Annotated in this window: 11 protein-coding genes and 1 pseudogene; 7 read left to right on the forward strand and 5 right to left on the reverse strand. The window is 68.8% G+C overall.

Going from position 1 to position 16,911, the window contains the following annotated elements; genetic code table 11:
- The first annotated feature begins 70 nt into the window (after nt 1-70).
- Nucleotides 71-1,582 carry an L-piperidine-6-carboxylate dehydrogenase gene (amaB, locus tag WS69_RS06300; protein ID WP_059469945.1) on the forward strand — a complete coding sequence of 504 codons (1,512 nt, stop codon included), beginning with the start codon at nt 71-73 and terminating at the stop codon, nt 1,580-1,582.
- 278 nt (nt 1,583-1,860) lie between these two features.
- On the opposite strand, the gene WS69_RS06305 is transcribed toward amaB, so the two are convergent.
- A complete protein-coding gene (locus WS69_RS06305; protein ID WP_059469946.1) occupies nt 1,861-2,439 on the reverse strand; it encodes a hypothetical protein in 579 nt (192 codons plus the stop codon).
- A gap of 368 nt (nt 2,440-2,807) precedes the next feature.
- On the reverse strand, nt 2,808-3,809 hold the full coding sequence (locus WS69_RS06310) for a LacI family DNA-binding transcriptional regulator (protein ID WP_059469947.1): 1,002 nt from the start codon (nt 3,807-3,809) through the stop codon (nt 2,808-2,810).
- 225 nt (nt 3,810-4,034) lie between these two features.
- On the opposite strand from WS69_RS06310, the gene ptsP reads away from it, so the two are divergent.
- The 6 genes from ptsP (at nt 4,035) to WS69_RS06335 (ending at nt 13,087) form a co-directional block, all read left to right on the forward strand.
- Nucleotides 4,035-6,563: a phosphoenolpyruvate--protein phosphotransferase gene (gene ptsP, locus WS69_RS06315; RefSeq protein ID WP_059469948.1), complete on the forward strand. Its 2,529-nt coding sequence runs from the start codon at nt 4,035-4,037 to the stop codon at nt 6,561-6,563.
- Nucleotides 6,560-7,864 carry a 1-phosphofructokinase family hexose kinase gene (locus tag WS69_RS30300; protein WP_082715993.1) on the forward strand — a complete coding sequence of 435 codons (1,305 nt, stop codon included), beginning with the start codon at nt 6,560-6,562 and terminating at the stop codon, nt 7,862-7,864. Before ptsP ends, WS69_RS30300 begins: the two co-directional genes overlap by 4 nt.
- Nucleotides 7,865-7,885: 21 nt before the next feature.
- Nucleotides 7,886-9,820: a PTS fructose-like transporter subunit IIB gene (locus WS69_RS06325; RefSeq protein WP_059469949.1), complete on the forward strand. Its 1,935-nt coding sequence runs from the start codon at nt 7,886-7,888 to the stop codon at nt 9,818-9,820.
- 523 nt (nt 9,821-10,343) lie between these two features.
- Nucleotides 10,344-10,748 (forward strand): hypothetical protein, encoded by a 405-nt coding sequence (locus WS69_RS34025; protein WP_197419218.1) that lies wholly within the window; start codon nt 10,344-10,346, stop codon nt 10,746-10,748.
- Complete coding sequence (locus WS69_RS06330; protein WP_059469969.1) at nt 10,741-11,475, forward strand: GNAT family N-acetyltransferase; 735 nt, start codon at nt 10,741-10,743, stop codon at nt 11,473-11,475. The genes WS69_RS34025 and WS69_RS06330 overlap by 8 nt, the downstream gene beginning before the upstream one ends.
- A 187-nt stretch (nt 11,476-11,662) precedes the next feature.
- Nucleotides 11,663-13,087, forward strand: coding sequence for an MFS transporter (locus WS69_RS06335; RefSeq protein WP_059469950.1), 1,425 nt, complete (start codon nt 11,663-11,665; stop codon nt 13,085-13,087).
- 437 nt (nt 13,088-13,524) lie between these two features.
- Here the strand turns inward: WS69_RS06335 and WS69_RS06345 are convergent, their stop codons facing one another.
- The 3 genes and pseudogenes from WS69_RS06345 to WS69_RS06360 form a co-directional block, all read right to left on the reverse strand.
- Nucleotides 13,525-14,538, reverse strand: a complete 1,014-nt coding sequence (locus WS69_RS06345) for a DUF2891 domain-containing protein (RefSeq protein ID WP_059469952.1) — start codon at nt 14,536-14,538, stop codon at nt 13,525-13,527.
- A 124-nt stretch (nt 14,539-14,662) separates the two neighbouring features.
- A complete protein-coding gene (locus WS69_RS06350) occupies nt 14,663-15,304 on the reverse strand; it encodes a hypothetical protein (RefSeq protein ID WP_059469953.1) in 642 nt (213 codons plus the stop codon).
- A 576-nt stretch (nt 15,305-15,880) separates the two neighbouring features.
- Nucleotides 15,881-16,872 (reverse strand): annotated as a pseudogene (locus WS69_RS06360) (LysR substrate-binding domain-containing protein).
- Nucleotides 16,873-16,911 lie beyond the last annotated feature (39 nt).

The raw sequence follows: 16,911 nt of genomic DNA on the forward strand, positions 1-16,911 counted from the left end.
CGGTCCAATCGATTCATTCGCGGCGGCGACGCCGCACCGATCAACCTGATTCCGTTCTGAAGAGGAAGCGATGCAATTCAACGACATTCTCGCCGCGCTCGACGTCGATCTGGCCGGCTGGCAAGGCAGCGCGCTGACCGCCCGGTCGCCCGTCGACGGCGCGACGCTCGCGACGCTCGCCGCCGACAGCCCGGCCGAAACCGAGCGCAAGATCGACGCCGCGCATCAAGCGTTCCTCAAGTGGCGCACGGTGCCCGCGCCCGTGCGCGGCGAGCTCGTGCGCGTGTTGGGCAACGTGCTGCGCGAGCACAAGGCGGCGCTCGGCCGGCTCGTCACGCTCGAAGCGGGCAAGATCGCGTCCGAGGGCCTCGGCGAAGTGCAGGAGATGATCGACATCTGCGATTTCGCGGTCGGCCTGTCGCGGCAGTTGTATGGCCTCACGATCGCGTCCGAGCGCCCCGGCCACCGGATGATGGAAACCTGGCATCCGCTCGGCGTGTGCGGCGTGATCTCCGCGTTCAATTTCCCGGTCGCCGTATGGTCGTGGAACGCGGCGCTCGCGTTCGTCTGCGGCGACCCGGTCGTCTGGAAGCCGTCCGAGAAGACGCCGCTCACCGCGATCGCTTGCCATGCGCTGTTCGCGAAGGCGGTACGCGCATTCGACAAGACGCATCCGGGCGTCGTGCCGGAAGGGCTGCATCAGCTCGTGCTCGGCGGCCGCGACGTCGGCGAGGCGCTCGCCGCTTCGCCGAAGGTGCCGCTCGTGTCCGCGACGGGCAGCGTGCGGATGGGCATCGAGGTCGCGCAGGTGCTGAGCCGGCGCCTCGCGCGCAGCCTCCTCGAACTCGGCGGCAACAACGGGATGATCGTCGCGCCGAGCGCGGATCTCGATCTCGTCGTGCGCGCGGTCACGTTCGCGTCGGTCGGCACCGCGGGCCAGCGCTGCACGACGCTGCGCCGGCTGATCGTGCATCGCAGCGTCGCCGATCAACTGCTGCCGCGCCTCGAGAAGGCGTTCGCATCGGTGAAGGTCGGCGATCCGCTCGAGACGGGCACGCTGGTCGGCCCACTGATCGACCGCGCGGCATTCGACGCGATGCAAAAGGCGCTCGCCGATGCGCGCGAGCAGGGCGGCGATGTGAAGGGCGGCGAGCGCGTCGACGTGGGCCATGCGGACGCGTACTACGTGCGCCCGGCGCTCGTGCGGATGCCGAAGCAGACGGCCGTCGTCACGCGCGAGACGTTCGCGCCGATTCTCTATGTGCTTGTCTACGACGACTTCGGCGATGCGCTCGCGATCCACAACGGCGTGCCGCAAGGGCTGTCGTCGGCGATTTTCACGAACGACGTGCGCGAAGCCGAGCAGTTCATGTCGGCGGCGGGCAGCGATTGCGGGATCGTCAACGTGAACATCGGCACGAGCGGCGCGGAGATCGGCGGCGCGTTCGGCGGCGAAAAGGAGACGGGCGGCGGTCGCGAATCGGGCTCGGACGCCTGGAAGAGCTACATGCGCCGCGCGACGAACACGATCAACTACAGCCGCGAATTGCCGCTCGCGCAGGGCGTGAAGTTCGACGTGTAAGCGGCAGCACGGCGGTTCGGAAGGGCGCGCGTGTGGTCCGCTTGCGCGCCGCCCGAAGAAAAAGGCTCGGGGTCGATTCCGAGCCTTTTTCCTGTCGCGCTTCCGGCACGCGCCGATTCCGATCGTCGCTGCACGCAGCCGCCCATGTCAGGCCGACGCGTGCGTTCGGCGAGCGTTTGCCGGGATCGCGGCCCGGTAGCGAAGGCCGACGGCTTGTCGTATTTCGTCGAGGCCGACGCTTGGCGCGAAAGCGGATCGGCAAATGATGGTGCGGGGCGTCAGAACCAGCCGGATATCCATCCCGCGATTCCCTTGAACGTACTTTTGATGCTGTCCCAGGCGTTGTGGAGCCACGCGACGACATCTCTTACGACGCCCACGATGAAATCCGCAATCTTGTTGAAAAGATCATTGAAGAAGTTGCCGATCTTATCCATCAACGCAACAATGGGGTGCTGAAGTTCAGGGTGTTCCAGTCCGATTTTGATCGCCGTGTCGAAAATCTTGTCGATTCTCGTGTTGGAATCCTCCTTCGCCTTTTTTCTCTGTTCTTCCATCTTCTTTTTGAATTCTTCGACGGAAGCGGGAGACGCTCCTGAACTCTTCAGTGCTTCGGTTGCGCGGACGATACCGGTTTCGATTCCGCTCGCTTCTTCCTGCCCCGACGATTGAGCGTCGATTTGCAAACCCTTCAGCAAATCGTTTTCCTGCGCCGAAAGCTTCGCGGGAGACGCCTGCGCTGCACTGAAATAAGAAGCAAGATGCTGCGATGCGGCATAGCGACGAGGCGACGTTTGACCGAGCGAGGATTTGTAGTGCGTGCGCATTTCCTCCAGGACATCGACAAATTGGCTCATTTTGTGACTCCTCGAAAAGCACGGATTTAATTTGAATGTGAGAGCCGTGCCGACCATCTCTCGACTAGAGATTAGGATTTATTCAGTGGCGAATACCCACCATTTTTGTTAGCTTGACATTGTTGGGGAATGGGTTTTTTTGACGGCGGCGGGCGGAATTTGCCGCTTCACGCCAGTGCGCCTCGGGTTTCGATTCCGTCATGCGTGGTCGTCGCCCGGACAAGACGCGCGGCGAGCGCGGCATGCCATCGTGTCGATGCGCGAACGGCGCTGAACATGGTTCACGAACGGCGGGCACGTACGAAGGCTGCGGCTCGTCGGCTTTACCGCACCGGGCCGTGGACAGGCTGCTCCGGCATGCTGAGCGCTTACGCGTCCGCTCGCGCCGCAGTCGAGCCCCGCACGATCAACTCCCCGGGCAGTACCAGCGTGCGCGCGGACATCGCCGGATCGGCGAGCCGTTGCGTCAGCAACTGCATCGCGTTCTTGCCGATTTCGTAGACGGGTTGCGCGATCACCGTCACGCCGGGTGTGACGAGATCCGTCCACGCGTCGTTGTCGAAGCCCGCGAGCGCGACATCGTCCGGCACGCGCGCGCCGTGCTCGCGCAGCGCGCGATACGCGCCGAGCAGCAGCAGGCCGTTGCTCGCGACGATCGCGTCGGGCCGCGCGGCCGGGTTGCCCGCGAGCCATGCGCGCACGCGCGCATGTGCGGCCTGCGGATGCGGATCGACGAACTCCGCTTCGGCCGGCAACGCGTGGCGGCGCAGCGCGTCGACGAACGCCGCATGTCGTTCGCGGCCGGTCGTGCTCGCGTTGCCGAACAGTCCCGCGACGCGCCGGTAGCCGCGCTCGACGAGGTGCTCGACGAGCCGCGTCGCCGCGTCGCGGTTGTCGAGCGTGATTGCATCGGCCACGCCCGCCGGCCCCGCGCGGTCGATCATCACGACCGGAAACGCGTGCGCGCGCGCATCGAAATGCCGCGCGGCGTCGTACGTCGGCGAATAGATGACGCCCGTCACCCGCTCGCTCTCCATCAGTCGCAGATACATCGCTTCCTTTTCCGGATTCTCGTCGGTGTTGCAGAGGATCACGCGCATCCCTTGCGCATACGCGGCGTCTTCGACCGCGCGGCTCACCTCGGTGAAGAACGGGTTGCGCACGTCGGAGACGATGAGGCCGATCGTCGCGGTATCGCCCGAGCGCAGCCGGCGCGCGGCCGCGTTCGGCCGGTAATCGAGCCGCTCGATCACCTCGAGCACGCGCCGGCGCACGGTGTCGCGCACCGGACCGTTGTTCGACAGCACGCGCGAGACCGTCGTGACCGACACGCCCGCTGCTTCCGCGACATCCTTGATTCGTAACGCCATGGCAACTGGAATCGATTTCTTTTCGGATCGGTATTTACCCTGAATCCGGGTGACGGAAACACTGCCTGGCGCATACGCCGCCGCCGCCCGTGGACAGGCCTTTTGGCTATTCTAGCGAGGGCCGTCGTACATTTCACGCAGTTTCCTGAAATCAGGGAACGCTTGACGGTGAAAGTGGTATCGATTTCAATACGCACATTCCAACGATTGATCTCAGGAGACGCGATGCCGCCGTTGCTCACCGCGGAACTCGTCCGGCTCGGCGCGAAGGCCGCCTCGAAACACGATGCGATCGGCCAGGCCGGCGCGCTGCTCGTCGCGGCGGGCGTCATCGAGCCCGGTTACGTCGACAGCCTGCACGGCCGCGAGACCGTGTCGAACACGTATCTCGGCAGCGGCGTCGCGATTCCGCACGGGTTGCAGGAGGATCGCCATCTGATCCGCCGCACGGGCGTCGCGGTGCTGCAGGTGCCGGACGGCGTCGAGTGGCAGGGCGGTGAGCGCGCGCGTCTTATCGTCGCGATCGCCGCGCAGTCCGACGAACACATCGCGCTGTTGCAGCGCCTGACCCGGCTGATCGGCGATCCGCCGCAGCTCGAGCGGCTGCTCGCCGCGCGCGATCCGCAAGCGATCGTCGACGCGCTGAACGGCGCGGGCGCAGCGCGCGCGGCAGGCGCCGCCGTCGTCGAGGCGACGCCCGCCGACTACGCGCACAAGGTCGACGTGATCCTCGACTACCCGCACGGCCTGCACGCGCGGCCCGCGAGCGCGTGGGTCGCGACCGCGAAGCGGTATCGGGCGGCGTTGCGCGTGCGCCATGGCGACGTCGCCGCCGATCCGAAGAACCTCGTCAGCCTGCTGCAGCTCGGCGCGACCCCGCAGGCGCGGCTCGTCGTGTCCGCGCAGGGCGTCGACGCGGCCGACGCGCTCGCGGCGCTCGCACGCACGATCGAAGCGCTCGCCGCCGAGGAGCATGCGCGCGCGGCGGCCGCGCAGGCGCGCCGGCAGAGCGTGCAGCCCGCGCTGTGGACGCCGGAGGATCCTGCGACCGCGATCGAAGGGATCGGCGCGGGGCCGGGCCTCGTGACGGGGCCGGTGCGCGTGCTGCGCGCGACGCGCGTCGACATCGAAGACAGGCCGGGCGACACGCTCGACGCGACGCGTCGTCTCGACCAGGCGCTGATCGAGACCGCCGCCGAGCTCGACGCGCTCGCGCGCGAGACCGCGTCGCGGCTCGGCGCGGCCGAAGGCGAAATCTTCGTCGCGCAGCGGGAGCTGCTGAACGACACCGAGCTGCTCGGCGAGACCGCGCGACTGATCGTCGACGGGCACGGGCTCGCGTGGGCGTGGCATCAGGCCGCCGAAGCACAGGCCGAACGGCTCGCCGCGCTGCCTGATTCGCTCCTCGCCGCACGCGTGACCGACCTGCGCGACGTCGCGCGGCGCGTGCTGCGGCATCTCGGCGAGACGGGCGCGGGCGACGCGACGGGTGGCGGCGGCGACGCAAACGCGCCGTCGATTCTGATCGCCGAAGACCTGACACCATCCGACACCGCGCGGCTCGACCCAGCCGTGACACTCGGTTTCTGCACGGTCGCGGGCGGCCCGACGTCGCACACGGCGATCCTCGCGCGCACGCTCGGCGTGCCGGCGGCGGTCGCGTGCGGCGCGAGGCTGATGGAGGTTGCCGACGGCGCGCGCGCGGTGCTCGACGGCAACGCGGGGCGGCTGTACGTCGGCGTGTCGGCGCGCGACGCCGAGCGCGCGCGTCAGGTCGAGCAGCGCCTGCTCGAGGAGCGGCGGCGCGCGAGCGCGAACCGCGCGCTGCCTGCGGCGACGCTCGACGGCCACGTGCTCGAGATCGGCGCGAACATCACGCGGCCGGGCCAGGTCGCCGACGCGCTCGCGCAGGGCGCGGACGGCGTCGGCCTGATGCGCACCGAGTTCCTGTTTCTCGAGCGCCGCGACGCGCCCGACGAGGACGAGCAATACGCGTGCTACAAGCAGATGGTCGACGCGAGCGGCGGCCGGCGTCTCATCATTCGCACGCTCGACATCGGCGGCGACAAGCAGGTGCCGTATTTGAATCTGCCGCACGAATCGAATCCGTTCCTCGGCGTGCGCGGGCTGCGCCTGTGCCTGCGGCGTCCCGACCTGTTCGTGCCGCAGCTTCGCGCGCTTTATCGCGCGGCGAAGGAAGGGCCGCTCTGGATCATGTTCCCGATGGTGTCGACGCTCGACGAGGCGCGCGAGGCGATCGCGCTCGCCGAAACCGTGCGCGCGGAGCTCGACGCGCCGAAGGTGCCGCTCGGCATCATGGTCGAGACGCCGTCGGCCGCTGCGCTCGCCGATCATTTCGCGCAGGTCGTCGACTTCTTCTCGATCGGCACGAACGACTTGACGCAATATGTGCTCGCGATCGACCGCGAGCACCCGGAGCTCGCGCGGCTCGCCGAAAGCCTGCATCCGGCTGTGCTGCGGATGATCCGGCAGACGGTCGACGGCGCGCGCCGTCATCGCAAGTGGGTCGGCGTGTGCGGCGGGCTCGCGGGCGATCCGCTCGGCGCGTCGATTCTCGCGGGCCTGGGCGTCGACGAACTGTCGATGAGCGCGCGCGACGTCGCCGCAGTGAAGACGCGGCTGCGCGGCGCGCGGCTCGACGCGCTGCAGGCGCTCGCGCGGCGCGCGCTCGACTGCGCGGACGTCGATGCGGTGCGCGCGCTCGATTCGGCCGAGATCCGGGTGGCCGCATGACGACCGTCGTGACCGTGACGCCGAATCCGGCGCTCGACCAGACCGTGCGCGTGTCCAACCTGACGCTCGGCGACGTGAACCGCGCGGAGTCGCTCGAATTCAACGCGGGCGGCAAGGGCGTGAACGTCGCCGGCTGCCTCGCCGACTACGGGATCGCGACGATCGCGACCGGGCTGCTCGGCGCGGCCGACAGCGCGGCGTTCGACGCGATGTTCGCCGACAAGCAGATCGCGGACCGCTTCGTGCGGATCGCGGGGCGCACGCGGATCAACGTGAAGCTCGTCGATTCGGCGCGCGGCGAGACGACCGACATCAATCTCGCGACGTCGCTGCCGACGCCCGCCGACGTCGCGGCGCTCGAGCGCCGGATGATCGAGCTCGCGGCGCCCGGCCGCTGGCTCGTGCTCGCGGGCAGCCTGCCGCCGGGCGTCGACGCGTCGTTCTACCGGCGCGCGACGCGCGCGCTGCACGGCGCGGGCGCGCGCGTCGCGCTCGACACGAGCGGCGCGCCGCTCGCCGATGCGCTCGCGGCCGACGATCCGCGCGAGTTGCCGGATCTCGTGAAGCCGAATCTCGCGGAGCTCGAAGCGGCGCTCGGCCGCGCGTTGCGCGACGAGGACGCGATCGTGCGTGCGGCGTGCGAGCTTGCCGCGCGCGGGATCGCGTATGTCGTCGTGTCGCTTGGCGCGAAGGGCGCGTTGGGCGTCGCGGCGGATGTCGGGGCGAGGGCTTTGGGCGCATCGGAGGTATCGGAAGTATCGGAAGTATCGGAAGCGCCGGCGGCATCGAAGGCATCGGTCGGATCGCGGACGTTCGATGCGACAAAGTCGTCGAAGCTGGAGACCGTGGACGCGCTCGCATCTTCGACCGCATCGCCGGGATCCGAAGGGCGGCTGTTGTCGATGGTACGTTCGGCATCGCCCGCATCGATTGCATCGCCCGCATCGGCATCGCCCGTATCGGCATCACCCACATCGACAACCGCAGGCGCGCCGACCTCGCCGCAACGCGCCACCCCGCATCCGGCCATCTATCGGATCTTCCGCGCGACGCCGCCGCGCGTGCCCGTCGCGAGCACGGTCGGCGCGGGCGATGCGTTCGTCGCTGGGCTCGTCGCGAGCCTGACCGAAGCGCGCGCGTGGGGCGACGCGGGCCGTCGCGCCACCGCGTTCGCGGCTGCGAAGCTCGCGCGCGTCGGCCCGCATTTGCCCGATCGCACGACGCTCGACGCACTCGCCGCGCAGGTCGAAGTCGAGACTTTCACGCTGACCGCCGCGGCGGACGGCGTCGTTCATTCATAAGCCGGCAGGCCGGAGGCACGCATGGAAAAATTGATCGGACTCGTGGCGGCGCCGGCGCGGACGGCCGCGCCGGCCTTCGCCGCGCACGCGCTGAACCGCGCGGCGCAGGCGCGCGGCATCGCGCTCGCGCTCGAAACGCGCAGCGCGCTCGGCGTGCAGACACCGTTGTCCGCCGACCAGATCGACGCGGCGAGCGCCGTGCTGATCGCGGCGGACGACCCGGCGTCGATCGACGAAGCGCCGTTCGCGGGCAAGACGATTCACCGCGTGTCGGTCGACGACGCGATCCGCGACGCGCACGCGGTGCTCGCGCGCGCGGCGGGCTGCGCGTCCGAGGCGGCCGTCGCGGATGCGTCCGCACACGCGGCAAACGGCGCGGCGCCCGTCGGCGGCGCGGTATCGGCTGCTTCGCGAGCGGAGGCGCAAGCGGTGCGCGGCGCGCCGGCCGCGTCGCTCGCGGCGGCGCGTTCCGGCGTTGCCGAAGCGCCGCGCGCGCCGATTGCGGCGTCGGCCGACGCCCGTCCGCTGAAGATCGTCGCGATCACGTCGTGCCCGACCGGCATCGCCCATACGTTCATGGCGGCCGAGGGGCTCGCGCAAGGCGCGCAGGCGCTCGGCCATGCGATCCACGTCGAGACGCAGGGCTCGGTCGGCGCGCAGAACAAGCTGACCGATGCGCAGATCGCCGAAGCGGATCTCGTCGTGATCGCCGCCGACACGCAGGTCGACAAGCGCCGCTTCAAGGGCAAGCGGCTCTACGAGACGGGCACGAAGGGCGCGATCGGCAAGGGCGCGGCGCTGATCGGGCGGGCGATCGCCGAGGCGCGCATCGAAGGCGGCGCGGCGGCGGGCGCCGGGGCGGGCGCGGGCGCGCCGGCGCTCGCCGATCAGGTCGCGGCCGCGAAGCAGGCGCGCGCCGCGAAAGCGGGCGGCCCGTATCGACATTTGATGACGGGCGTGTCGTACATGCTGCCGTTCGTCGTCGCGGGCGGCCTGCTGATTGCGCTGTCGTTCGCGCTCGGCGGCATCTACGCGTTCGACGACGCACACAAGGGCACGCTCGCGTGGTCGCTGTTCCAGATCGGCGCGAAGTCGGCGTTCGCGCTGATCGTGCCGGCGCTGTCCGGCTACCTCGCATATTCGATCGCCGACCGGCCGGGCATCACGCCGGGGATGGTCGGCGGGATGCTCGCCGCGAGCCTGAATGCGGGCTTTCTCGGCGGGATCGCGTCGGGCTTCCTCGCGGGCTACGCGGCGCTCCTGATCAACCGGCATCTGAAGCTGCATCGCAACCTCGAAGGGCTGAAGCCGGTGCTGATCATTCCGCTGCTGTCGACGCTCATCGTCGGGCTGTTGATGATCTACGTGGTCGGCTCGCCCGTCGCGGCCGCGCTGCACGCGCTCGAAGGCTGGCTGCGCTCGATGCAGGCGGGCAGCGCGGTCGTGCTCGGGCTGATCCTCGGCGGGATGATGGCGGTCGACATGGGCGGTCCGGTGAACAAGGCCGCGTATGCGTTCAGCGCGGGACTGATCGCGAGCCACGTCTACACGCCGATGGCCGCGACGATGGCGGCCGGGATGACGCCGCCCCTCGGCATCGCGCTCGCGACCTGGCTGTTCCGCCAGCGCTTCGGCGCCGAGGAGCGCGAAGCGGGGAAGGCGGCCGCGGTGCTCGGCATCGCGTTCATCACCGAAGGCGCGATTCCGTTCGCGGCGCGCGATCCGATGCGCGTGATTCCCGCGTGCATCGCCGGCTCGGCGGTGACGGGCGCGATCTCGATGGCGGCGGGCGCCGAGCTGAAGGTGCCGCACGGCGGGATCTTCGTGCTGCCGATTCCGAATGCGGTCACGCATCTCGGCGTGTATGCGCTGGCGATCGTCGTCGGGACGCTCGTGACGGCGGTTGCGGTCGGCGCGCTGAAGCGGACGCCGCAGCCGGCGGTTGCGGGCACTTGAGATCGGGACGGCGGGCGCGGCGGCGGTTGCCGTGCGCCGTTCGGGTTTCTTTCTTGCGGCCGGGCCGAAATTGCCGGGGCATGCGTGAAACCGTGCGCCGAACGCGGCGTGCGCAAAAATCGACGAGTCAGATCGCGCCGGGTTGGTTCGGCGGCGGTTCGGGTGGGCTAACGCGACAGCCGACATTCAATAAGTCTAGCGTTTTCGCACGTCCTTGCGCGGATGGGGACGGCGGCGGGACGTCGCCGATCATCACCGCGCCACGTTCCATGCGGGTCGCCGCGCAGGTTTCTTGACGCGTGCGCGTTTGCAGCACACGCACGCTTTCGGCGGCTGTCCGAGTGGATGCTCGTCGAGCCTTGCAAGCGGCGGCGCAGGTTTGCATTCCTCGATGGTTCGCGTATTTCGTACGATTTCTGCTTGCCATTTGCCATTTGCCATTTGCCGCCCACCGCCCACTGCTTACCGCGCGTTGTTCGCTATTTGCTGTTCGCAGCTCGCAACTCACGGTTCGCAGTTCGCAGTGCGTCATGCGCCGCTCGTCGTGCGAAATGCGAAGCGCGACCTCGACGACATGCGATGTCGCGCACCGACGCTGTTCGCGTCGCGCCGCCATGCTTCATCGCTTGGCATCGACGCGCGGCATTCCATTGAGCGGAACGGCCGGTCTGATTTTCCGCGAGTCTGCTTCCATCGCGACCTGGCTGACGATACATTCCGTGAGTCGCTCGCCGATGCGCAAACGGACTTCGTCGACCGACGCCCCCGTTCGCGGGCGCCGACGCGGCATGTCTCGTCGATGCCTTTTACAATCGAATCCGCCGTCGATGCGTCGGCGGCGGCAGTCCGAGGTCTTCGAGCAGACTTCGAGCAGGCTTCGGCGCGAATCCGCGATCCATCCAACGTTCCGGGACAAGCCAGTGAGTGACAGCGTTTTCACCAACGAATTCGGGCAGCCGATCGGCGCGCCGGTGCCCGATTGGCAGCCGCGTTCCGCGCCGCCGCGCACGCCGATGCAAGGCCGGTTCTGCCGGGTCGAGCCGGTCGACGTGAGCCGGCACGCGGACGACCTGCATGCGGCGTATGCATCGGCCGCCGACGGCCGCGACTGGACGTACATGAGCGCCGGCCCCTTTGCCGACGCCGCGAGCTATCGCGCGTATCTGGCGAAGGCGGCCGAAACCGACGATCCGCTGCACCATGCGATCGTCGATCTGGCGACGGGCAAGGCGGTCGGCACCTGCGCGCTGATGCGGACGGACCGGGCGAACGGCGTGACCGAGGTCGGGTTCGTCGCCTATTCGCCGCTGTTGCAGAAGACGTGCGCGGGCACCGAAGTGATGTTCCTGCTGATGCAGCGCGTGTTCGACGAGCTCGGCTATCGCCGCTTCGAATGGAAATGCGACAGCCTCAACGCGCCGTCGCGCGCGGCGGCGCTTCGCTACGGCTTCACGTGCGAGGGGGTGTTCCGGCAGGCCGTCGTCTATAAGGGGCGGTCGCGCGACACCGCGTGGTATTCGGTCGTCGATCATGAATGGCCGGCGTTGCGATCGGCCTTCCGGCAGTGGCTCGCCGCGGAGAATTTCGACGCGCGAGGGCGGCAGCGGCAGTCGCTCGCCGCGCTGATCGCGGCGTCGCGCAGCAGCGACGCCTGACGCGTGAGAACGGCGCAGATGCGCGCGCCGGGCGCATCGGAAGGGCGGGCCGCTCGACCGTCGAGCGGATTCGGGCGAGGCGGCGATGCGGTTGGGTCGCAGGCCGCCCGGCCGGTAAAATGCCCGAAACCCCAACGGCCGCGCACGGCCGTCATTCGCCACAACGACATTCGGAGACACTCCCGCCATGGCTTCAACGGAAAGCGCCTCGCGCGCGTCGGCGTCGGCGTCCGCGACGACGATCGACGCCGGCGTCATCTCGGCGCGCCTCGACCGCCTGCCGCCCACCCGCAGCGTCTGGAAACTGGTCGCGCTGCTGAGCCTCGGTTTCTTCTTCGAGCTCTACGATCTGCTCTATAGCGGCTACGTCGCGCCCGGCCTCGTGAAGAGCGGCATCCTGACCGCGACGACGCACGGCCTGTTCGGCACGACGGGCGTCGCGAGCTTCATCGCCGCGCTGTTTGCCGGGCTGTTCATCGGCACGATTGCGTGCGGCTTTCTCGCCGACCGCTTCGGCCGCCGCGCGGTGTTCACGTGGTCGCTGCTCTGGTACACGGCCGCGAACATCGTGATGGCGTTCCAGGACACCGCCGCGGGCCTCAACTTCTGGCGCTTCGTCGTCGGGCTCGGGCTCGGCGTCGAGATGGTGACGATCGGCACGTACATCTCCGAGCTGGTCCCGAAACAGATTCGCGGCCGCGCGTTCGCGTGCGAGCAGGCGGTCGGCTTCGTCGCGGTGCCCGTCGTCGCGCTGCTCGCGTACCTGCTCGTCCCGCGTGCGCCGTTCGGCCTCGACGGCTGGCGCTGGGTCGTGCTGATCGGCGCGCACGGCGCGATCTTCGTCTGGTGGATTCGCCGGCAGTTGCCGGAGAGCCCGCGCTGGCTCGCGCAGCAAGGCCGGCTCGACGAGGCGGAGCGCGTGCTCGCCGCGCTCGAGGCGAGGGTCGAGGCGGAGCACGGCCGGCCGCTGCCGCCGCCCGCGCCCGCCGAGCCGGTCGCGCCGCGCGGCCGGTTCCGCGACATGTGGGCGCCGCCGTACCGCAAGCGCACGGTGATGATGACGATCTTCAACGTGTTCCAGACCGTCGGCTTCTACGGTTTCGCGAACTGGGTGCCGACGCTCCTCATCAAGCAGGGGATCACCGTCACGACGAGCCTCATGTATTCGAGCGTGATCGCGCTCGCGGCGCCGATCGGGCCGCTGATCGGCCTCGCGATCGCCGATCGCTTCGAGCGCAAGACGGCGATCGTCGCGATGGCCGGCGCGGCGATGATCTCGGGGCTGATGTTCAGCCAGGCGTCGGCCGCGTGGCTGCTCGTCGCGCTCGGCGTGTGCCTGACGCTCGCGAACAACATCATGTCCTACAGCTTCCACGCGTATCAGGCGGAGCTGTTCCCGACCGCGATCCGGGCGCGCGCGGTCGGCTTCGTCTATTCGTGGAGCCGCTTTTCGGCGATCTTCACGTCGTTCGCGATCGCGGCCGTGCTGAAAGGATTCGGCACGCCGGGCGTGTTCGTGTTCATCGCGGGCGCGATGGCGATCGTGATGGCGTCGATCGGGCTGATGGGGCCGAGAACCAAGGGGATCGCGCTCGAGGCGATTTCGCATTGATGCGCGACGGGCGGGCGGCGCGTGCGTGGGGGCGTTCGCGTTCGAAGCGTGCACGCGTGCCGTTCGGCTTGGCGGCGAGCGCGTCCGGCGCTGGCTTTCGGCGCGATCCACGCGGCTATGCCCGATTCCGGCGTGCAAGGCGTGGCGCCGAGCGTCGGACGGGCGAGCCCAAGCTGCAGGCGAGCCCAAGCCGCGCGTGTCTTGCATTCGACGCGACCCACGACGGCTTTTCCGATCCGTGGCGGCTCGCCTGATTCGCGACGAGCTTTCCTGAACTGCGGCGGCTCGCCCGATTTGCGACGAGTTTGCCCGATCGGAGACAGTTCTCTCGATTCGCCGCGAGCTTTCTCGACCCGCCGCCACAGCTCGCTCGACTTGCGGCAGCTCTCCGGCTTCGCGCCACGCCGAATTCAATCGCGGCATTTCCGCCGCCCGACTCAGGCCTCCAGCGCGAGCAGCGCGAACGACGCGAGCCAGTGCTCGCCCATGTAGTCGCCCGCAACGTGCGCGAGCGCGCTCGCGAGATGCGTGTCGGCCGCGTCGGCGAGCACCGCCTGGCGCGGATCGCCGTCCGGCAGCGCCCGCGCGAGCGAGCGCTGGCACCACGCGCGGCTCAGGTTCAGGCCGTCGAGGTGCGCGATCTTGCCGTCGGTGCGATCGGTGACGGTGGCCGGCGTGAAGAGCGTCGCCGGCTCGCGCGCGGCGAGCGACGGCAGGAACGCGTCGAACCATGTCAGGAACTCGGCCGCCGGCAGCGCGCGCCGCATCAGCTCCGCCTCCATCAACGCAGGCGACAGGAACTCGTCGCCGCTCGGCTCCCACGCCTGGCAGTTCGCGTCGCGCAGATGCCAGCGCCGCGCGGTGTCGACGATCAGCGCTTCGAGCGCCGGATGCCGCGTCTGCCGCGCGAAATCGAGCGCGAGCGATAGCGCGAACGCGGTGTTGAAGTGCGTGCCGACGCGCAGCGGATAAGTCGCCTTCGGCAGGAACTCGATAAAGCGCTCGACGAAGATGCCGGTCAGCGGCGCGAGCGTCGCCGACCAGCGGCGGCCCGTTTCGGACGTCATCGACGCGAGCTGCGCGGACAGCGCGAGCAGCCATCCCCAGCCGTACGGCCGCTCGAAGCCGCGGTTGTGCGGCAGATCGAGGTACGCCGCTTCGCCAGCGACATTGTCGGCGGTGAAGTGCGCGTCGACGGTCGCGACGATCTGTTGCGCTTCCGGCAGGTCCGGAAAGCGATCGAGCAGCCGCGTGACGAGCCAGTAGCCGTGCACGCACGAATGCCAGTCGTAGCTGCCGTAGAAGATCGGATGCAGCGCGCGCGGTCCGCGCACGTCTTCCGGGCCGGCGAGCGAATGCGTGAGCTTGTTCGGATATTCGCGCGTCAGGTGACCGAGCGCGAGGTTCGCGAATTGCGAGGCGAGGGCGGGCGTCAGTTGTCGGGCGGTCATGGCGAGGGCGTCGAGAGAAGAGCGGCGCGCATTGCGCGCGCCGCGGTCGACGACATGTTACCCGCCGGCGTCCGCGCGTGCATGAGCGCGGCGTCGCTCGCCGCGCGCGCGGACGGCGCGGCGTCTAGGGACGGCAGTGCAACTGGCGATAACGGGTTTCGAGCTCGATCTGCCGCTCGCTGCGCTCGCGTTGTTCCTTCGCGTCCTTCTCGGTGGCCGGGTATGGCTTATGCGCCCACGGACGGCTTCCGTAGCCGGAAGGGGGCGGCGCGAAGTTCGACGGCGCGCGGCTGTTCGCGGACGGCAGCGGCCGCGACGGCGGCGGCTCGTAGACGGGCGGCGCGGGGACTTTCCACGGTGTCGAACTGTTGATCGTGCTCGGCGCGAGCAGCGCCGGCGGGGCCGAGCGCGCGGCCGCTTCCGCGTGGCGCGCCAGATTGTCGATCTTCGACGCCAGCTCGTCGCACGCTTGCTGTCGGTCGTTGTCCTGCGCGAACGCGAAATTGCGCTGCAGCGGGGCCGTGTACTGCGGCTTCGCGTCAGGCGGCGCGTGTGTCGACAGCGTTTGGGACGCGAGACTCGGAGCCGGCAGCGAATGAAGGCGGGTATTGGCGGGCGGTGGCGTGTGCGGGCGTGTCTGCGCGGGCGTCGCTCGGGATGCCGGCGTTGCGCTCGACGGCGAGCCGGCGAGCGGCTGCGCTCCCGCGCTCATGCACGCCGCCAGCAGGATCACGGCCAGTGCCGCGCGCGATTTCGGGAAATTCATGCGGCGAGTAGCGACGAAAATCTAATGAGTCGCGGATCGTCTCATGGTTAACCCGGTAATGTCGACCGGATTCGTGTGAAGATTTGTCTCGGGGCGAATGAGACGCTCGGGAATTCTGTCGATGAAAATCTTCGGCCGCATTTTGTTTGCGCTTTGCCCCGGCGAATTGGATATTCGTCTCGCGTAATTGCGGTTGCGATTTTTGAAGAGCAGATTTGAATCGACCGATAAAGCGCGATTTCGGGAGCATTGGCGAAGCGAGAGCCTTGGCCAGTGACAGGCGCGTCGTGAATTGCGCTGCGCGGCTTCAACAAAGCGCTAGCGGGAGAAGGGGCGAGCGATCCGTCGGCTGTCGAGGCGATCCGTGCCGGCGGCAGGCGGATCATTCTTGAGCGCGTGCCGCCGGCCCACGAGACCGCGGGCGTGCGGGGCACGCGTCTTCATCCGCCGATCTTCGCGCGTCGATCATGTCGCGGCCGGCGCTCGAGCGATGCGTCTCGCGATTTCCATGCGCGCACGAACCGCGCCGCCAACGGGGGCGCCGCGGACGCGGCGTTCCAATCGGCCGATGCGGTTCTATGCGTCTCGGCGACGCGGATCGCGCGCGCCGGCCGCACCATGTCGCCGATCTCGTGCGGCGGAAATCGGCGCATGTCGCGCCATCAGCTCTTCCACCCATGCGATGAACACCCTCAGCTTCATGCCGAGGTGCCGATTGGGCGGATACGCCAGATACATCGGCATGGGCTCGAGTTTCCAATCGTCGAATAGCGGCACCAGCTCGCGTCGCGCGGCGGGCGCTTCCGCCATGTAGTGCGGCAGCCAGAGAACGCCGAGGCCCGCGAGCCCTGCCGCGAGGTACGCGTTTCCGTCATCGATGGCGACCGCATAGCGGCTTTCGATCCGGATGCTCTCGCCACGCTCGCCATCGCGCCGCAGCGCGACCGAAGCGCGACCGAAGCGACTCTGCCGCTGCGTGGGCTCAGGAAGCCCACGATTCGATGATGCGTGCCGTTCAGTTCGCGAGGATGGGACGGCGTGCCGGCTGCGTCCAGATAATGCGGCGCCGCGTAAACGCCGAGCCGCAGCTCGCCGATGCGACGGGCGATCAGCGAAGAGTCGGGAAGGTCGCCGCCGCGCAGCACGCAATCGACGTTATCGCCGATCAGGTCCACCATTCGGTCGCTGACGCCGATGTCGAGCTGTATGTCCGGATAGCGCGCATGAAATGCCGGCAACGCGGGGACGAGAATCATGAGGGCGAACGGGCTGGGAACGTCCACGCGAAGACGCCCCTTCGGCGACGCCGACGCGCTCGACAGGCTGGCGTCGGCATCCTCCAGGTCGGCGAGCAGCTGCGCGATGCGCTCGTAATACGCGGCGCCGTCGGCTGTGAGCTTGACCTGACGTGTGGTGCGATTCGGCAATTTGACACGCAGCCGCGCCTCCAGTTGCTGGATCAACTGAGTCACGGTGGTCTTGCTGATGTGGAGCGTCTGTGCGGCCTTGGTGAAGCTCCCGGCCTCGACCACGCGGGTGAAGGCCTGCAAAGCATCGAAGCGATCCACTTTGGCTCCCTGCGTCCAGCGTTTCAGAGTTTGTTTGGC

This window comes from Burkholderia sp. BDU5, from assembly GCF_001522845.1.
Classification (GTDB): Bacteria; Pseudomonadota; Gammaproteobacteria; order Burkholderiales; family Burkholderiaceae; genus Burkholderia; species Burkholderia mayonis.

Coding starts and splice junctions, on each gene's coding strand:
- amaB (WP_059469945.1), top strand. CDS start 71: ATGCAATTCAACGACATTCTCGCCGCGCTCGACGTCGATCTGGCCGGC.
- WS69_RS06305 (WP_059469946.1), bottom strand. CDS start 2,439: ATGAGCCAATTTGTCGATGTCCTGGAGGAAATGCGCACGCACTACAAA.
- WS69_RS06310 (WP_059469947.1), bottom strand. CDS start 3,809: ATGGCGTTACGAATCAAGGATGTCGCGGAAGCAGCGGGCGTGTCGGTC.
- ptsP (WP_059469948.1), top strand. CDS start 4,035: ATGCCGCCGTTGCTCACCGCGGAACTCGTCCGGCTCGGCGCGAAGGCC.
- WS69_RS30300 (WP_082715993.1), top strand. CDS start 6,560: ATGACGACCGTCGTGACCGTGACGCCGAATCCGGCGCTCGACCAGACC.
- WS69_RS06325 (WP_059469949.1), top strand. CDS start 7,886: ATGGAAAAATTGATCGGACTCGTGGCGGCGCCGGCGCGGACGGCCGCG.
- WS69_RS06335 (WP_059469950.1), top strand. CDS start 11,663: ATGGCTTCAACGGAAAGCGCCTCGCGCGCGTCGGCGTCGGCGTCCGCG.
- WS69_RS06345 (WP_059469952.1), bottom strand. CDS start 14,538: ATGACCGCCCGACAACTGACGCCCGCCCTCGCCTCGCAATTCGCGAAC.
- WS69_RS06350 (WP_059469953.1), bottom strand. CDS start 15,304: ATGAATTTCCCGAAATCGCGCGCGGCACTGGCCGTGATCCTGCTGGCG.